This window comes from Pseudoalteromonas sp. TAB23, assembly GCF_000498075.1.
Taxonomy (GTDB): Bacteria; Pseudomonadota; Gammaproteobacteria; order Enterobacterales; family Alteromonadaceae; genus Pseudoalteromonas; species Pseudoalteromonas arctica.
The window spans coordinates 1-5,230 of record NZ_AUTP01000093.1 but is presented as its reverse complement, the minus strand read 5'-3'; the positions used below and the strand labels follow the sequence as shown (position 1 = coordinate 5,230).

At 40.6% G+C, this 5,230-nt stretch carries 2 protein-coding genes; one reads left to right on the top strand and one right to left on the bottom strand.

What is annotated here, in order from left to right; genetic code table 11:
* Window positions 1-800: 800 nt before the first annotated feature.
* Window positions 801-3,257 carry an acyl-CoA dehydrogenase FadE gene (gene fadE / locus L654_RS0102190; protein WP_007586946.1) on the bottom strand — a complete coding sequence of 819 codons (2,457 nt, stop codon included), beginning with the start codon at window positions 3,255-3,257 and terminating at the stop codon, window positions 801-803.
* Between the two features lie 513 nt (window positions 3,258-3,770).
* Between fadE and L654_RS0102185 the strand changes: the two genes are divergently transcribed.
* A complete protein-coding gene (locus L654_RS0102185; protein WP_024607124.1) occupies window positions 3,771-5,006 on the top strand; it encodes a site-specific integrase in 1,236 nt (411 codons plus the stop codon).
* Window positions 5,007-5,230: the final 224 nt, after the last annotated feature.

The following is a 5,230-nucleotide window of genomic DNA, read 5'->3' as shown; positions in this document are numbered from 1 at the left end:
GTCCCGTCCACTCCGCCACTTGTTATTTCCTCAATAACAAGTTTATAAAATCCTTGATTAAATAATTTAGTAAAATATTCTTTGGCTATCAGCTATCAGCTATCAGCTATCAGCTATCAGCTATCAGCTATCAGCTATCAGCTATCAGCTATCAGCTATCAGCTATCAAATAGATTCCTTGTACGAACCTGCTAATATTCCTTATTATCTGTATGAATACCTATATTAATCTGCCGCTGCTCTGGGCAAGTGCTTCTGTATTACGCTGTACCCATTCTCTCGTAACTTTAAAACTTTTACCGCAGTTAACTTAACGTCAGGCTTAATAACGTCAGCTTTAATCCCAATTCGCTTAATTAAGTGGTCTATTTTGAGGTAAGAAAAGCATGTCGATAATAAGTAAAAATTCGTTATTTAGTTGTTTTCGGCAAATGATCCTGCATTGATCTATCTCCTGCATCCATGCAGTCGTATATCAGAGATTTTTAACAATGCTAGACAGGCTCTAAGTATTATTACTAATTGGTATAGTCGTTAACTTTATGGTGTTGTACTTGTAGAGCCCTTGAGAGGGTTTAAGTTTTTACATTAGTATAGGGCTGAATTAAGGGTATTTAATCAATACAGAGCTTTTAGGGTTGGTTAGATGTCAGAGCTGCCTGTTATACCAAACTGTATAATTATTTCAGTAATCTAACGAATTAAACTACTCCATCAGGTTGTTAAAACTTTTTATTTTGCACAAAAAAGCCAGCACATTATGTGCTGGCTTTTGGTCTATAAATGCTTAGCTTAGTTAATTAAGCAGCATCAGCTTCTTTTTTAACGCTATTACGCGCGGCTTTGCCTGCAAGTAAGTCAGCAGGGTCGAAGTCATCAACGTTAATAACATCTAAACGAGATTGCTCAACAGCAGCTAGTTTATCAGCCTCTGCTTGGCTTAAAATACCTGCTTCAAGCCCCATTTGCGCTACTTTATCAAGCTGGAAGAATGGCAGTTTAAGACCTTTTTCTTTGCATACACGGTCAAATAATGGCTCAACAGCAAGTACGTCTTTAAGCGTTTGCTCTTGACGACCTACAAGGTTAAGCGGCTCATTTGTTAGGTATACATAGCTTGCTAAACGGTTACGCGTTTCACTAGGTACTTGTAGTAGTTGCGCAAGTTTATGCTCAAGTTGGTCAGTTGGTTTACGAACCGGGCGACCAAACGGGAATAACAATACTTTTAACACGGCACGTAGTGGAGCCGAAGGCATGTTATTAATTAAATCAGCAAGTGCACGTTGGCAATGGTAAAGGTGATCTTGGCAACTCCATTTTACTAGAGCAAAATCTTCTTTTTTACGGCCTTCATCGTTGTAACGCTTAAGCGTTGCAGACACTAAGTATAAGTAACTAAGTAAGTCACCTAAACGTGCTGAAATACGTTCTTTACGTTTTAGTGAACCACCAAATACTGCCATGCTAATGTCTGACATAAGAGCAAGTGATGCACTAAAGCGTGACGCTATACGGTAAAACTCAGCGGTTTCGTCGTTGTACGGCACACTTGTAAAACGAGCGCCGGTAAGAGCAAGCCACTTAGTACGTACAAGGTTCGACATAGTAAAACCAATGTGACCCATTAGCGCTTTATCAAATACGTTAAGCGCTTCTTCGCGGTCTTCAATTTCGCACGCACCTAGTTCGGTAAGTACAAATGGATGACAGCGAATTGCACCTTGACCATAAATAATCATATTACGGGTCAAGATGTTTGCACCTTCAACGGTAATGGCAATAGGTGCACCTTGATAGCCACGACCTAAATAGTTATTTGGCCCAAGCATGATGCCCTTACCGCCAAGTACATCCATTGCATGAATAGTTGCATCACGCATTTGCTCTGTTAGGTGGTATTTAATAATGGCAGAAACAACAGATGGCTTTTCGCCTAAATCAACCGCACCTGTAGACATACTAACCGCAGCATCAGAGCTGTAAGCGTAACCAGCTAATTTAGCTAGTGACTCTTCAACACCTTCCATTTTACCTATAGGTAAACGGAACTGACGACGAATGCGGCTATAAGCACCTGTCGCAATAGCAATCATTTTAATGCCACCGGCAGAGTTTGACGGCAATGTAATTGCACGACCAACCGATAAACATTCAACCAACATGCGCCAGCCTTGACCAGCCATATCTGGACCACCAATAATATAATCAAGTGGTACGAAAATGTCTTTACCGCGAGTAGGACCATTTTGAAATGGTACGTTAAGCGGGAAATGTCGACGACCAATTTCAACTCCAGGAGTATCCGTTGGAATAAGTGCACAGGTGATGCCTGGCTCTTTATTGTCGCCAATTAGGCCGTCTGGATCTTGTAATTTAAACGCAAGACCAAGTACGGTAGCCACTGGGGCAAGTGTAATGTAACGCTTATTCCACGTTAAACTAACACCCACAACCTCTTCACCATTCCATTGCCCTTTACATACCACACCGTAGTCTGGAATTGAGCTTGCATCAGAACCCGCTTCTGGCGAAGTTAATGCAAAACATGGAATTTCTTGACCGCTCGCTAGGCGCGGTAAATAATGATCTTTTTGCTCCTTTGTACCATAGTGTTGTAATAATTCACCTGGGCCTAAAGAGTTCGGTACACCAACAATTGACGAAAGTAATGTTGATTTACTTGTTAGTTTTTGAAGTACACATGATTGTGCAAATGCAGAAAACTCTAAACCGCCGTATTCTTTTTTGATGATCATGGCAAAGAATTTATTATCTTTTAGATATTGCCATACATCTTGAGGAAGGTCGGTTAGTTCGTGCGTTGCTTCCCAATCGTCCAACATGCTACATACTACTTCAACAGGGCCATCAACAAAGGCTTGCTCTTCAATAGTAAGTTTAGGAACTGGGTATTGGTGAAGTTTTTTCCAATCTGGGTTACCGCAAAATAAGTCAGCTTCCCACCACGTCGTACCGGCATCAATAGCTGATTTTTCAGTATCAGACATGCTTGGCGTTACTTTTTTAAACGTAGCAAAAATAGGCTTGATGATATATTGCTGACGAAGGCCAGTAACAGAAAGAGGAACCGCGATGATCAAAAAGATCAACCAGCTAATTAAACCAAAAGCACCTGCAAAGGTACCAATTAATAAAGTTATAGCCGAAACACCAAGTGCTGTGTTCCAACTTGCTCTGTGGTAAACCGCAGTGCAAAGCAACGCGATTAGAACCAGTGTAAATATGAGTGTCATTTTTATTCCTTAATAGAGGTCAGACCACCTCACTTAGAGTAGCGCTAGTAACAGTAATTTTCAAGTACATAACGATGTTAAATTGTAGTAGAAAGTAACTTAAATACGATATTTAATTACCCGACAGAGGAACGCACAATAACTATCGTATAGTCAAAGCATTAACCGTAAGTAGTGTTAACGTAAAAATAAATAAATCTAATAGCAAAATGACACTTTTTAAGTAAGTATAGCCGTTATAGCAGGTTGCAAATTAGTGTACGCTTAATACACAAATATAACGCTATTTATTTTAATGTATGGTTTTTAAGGGTTATTTTATTAATGTGTGAATTACTTGGCATGTCCGTTTTCTAAGCTTCATGCTGTATCAACCCGTAGCAAAGCCCCGCCAGATGGCAAAATGCAAAGGCTAAGACTGTTTATTCTGTCTTATTCTGTTATTGTTATCTTAAGCTAAACTGATACCAAAACTGTGACCCGTGTTGTGGTCACAGTTTTAAACGAGCCAAGATGAACTTTACAGACAAATCAATAAAAGCACTTAAGGCAAAAGAAAAACGCTACGTATTAACCGAGTCGGGCAATTATGGCGAGGGGCGCTTGCAAATAAGAGTGAGTGAATCGGGCGCTAAAACGTTTCGCGTTCAATATCATATAAACGGCAAGCGTAAAGTAATAGGCCTTGGCAACTACCCAATTGTTGATCTGAAAAAAGCACGTAGTAAGCATGCAAAAATATCAGCATTGCTAAGCGACAATATTGACCCCCAAGAGCGCCGCTTACAAAATCAAAAAACCAAGTTTGAATCGGCAGCTAAAAAAACAATGCATCAAATGCTTGATGATTTTAACGTATACATAAGTACTCGCTGGGCAGCATCAACCATCGACCGAACAGAAAAACTAATAAAACGAAATCTCACCCCGTTTATAGCGCCCGACTTAATGCCCGACGAGTTCACAATAGATATGGCCCGCGACATTATTTACCGTGTTTATAACCGTGGGGCAAAAGAGCAAGCGCGCCTAGTTCGCAGCGTATTAATGAGCATATTAAAATACGCAATAGATTTTGATAACTCGCCAGAGCAATACAAAAAGCCAAATTTGTACGAAATCAAAAGCAACTTTATAAGAGACATAAATTTTGAAACGCCAAAAAATAAAGGCGAGCGCTGGCTAAATGAAGACGAAATAAAAAAAGTGTGGCACGCAGAAGACCTGCCTTATTACACCCAGCAATACATAAAACTCGCATTGTGCCTTGGCGGCCAGCGCATAAACGAAGTTTACGCATCCCGCGCCAGCGAATACGACATTAAAAATAAAACATTTACCATTCCCGCATCCCGAATAAAAATAAAGCAGCGGGGCGATCACATAGTGCCGCTGTCTAATTTAGCCATACCCATTATTCAAGAACTCATGCAACAACAGGGTAGCGCTGGGCAAATGTTCCCACATCGCGACAACCCAACAGCCACCGCGCACGTATCAACAATACGTATGGCAATATTGCGTTGGTGTGAAAAGCACAGCGTAAAGCCATTTAACCCCCGCGACCTACGCCGCACATGTAAAACACTCATGGGCAAGGCAGGCATAAATAAAACCAACCGCGACATACTGCAGCAGCACCATAAGTTTGACGTATCAAGCGTACACTACGACCGCTACGACTACATGGCCGAAAAGCGAGAAAGCATAGAAGTGTGGGAAAGGTTTATTAAAAAAGCGACTGAATAGCGCTGGCTTGTTTTAATATTAACGCTGCCTTAATATATGAACTTTGCAACATTATGGAAAATATAAGGAAAGGGCATGATATTAAAAGTACTAGGCTGGTTTTTTGGAATAAGCTTTTTAGTTAGCGGTATAAGCAGCTTGTTTACTGGCGATGTAATTACCGGGTTAATTTTATTGCTGGCTACAGCTATATGCTTACCGCCATTACTAAGTACAGTAAACGC

Bases quoted from the DNA above. Each gene is read 5' to 3' on its own strand.
- fadE (WP_007586946.1), bottom strand. From the start codon at position 3,257: ATGACACTCATATTTACACTGGTTCTAATCGCGTTGCTTTGCACTGCG.
- L654_RS0102185 (WP_024607124.1), top strand. From the start codon at position 3,771: ATGAACTTTACAGACAAATCAATAAAAGCACTTAAGGCAAAAGAAAAA.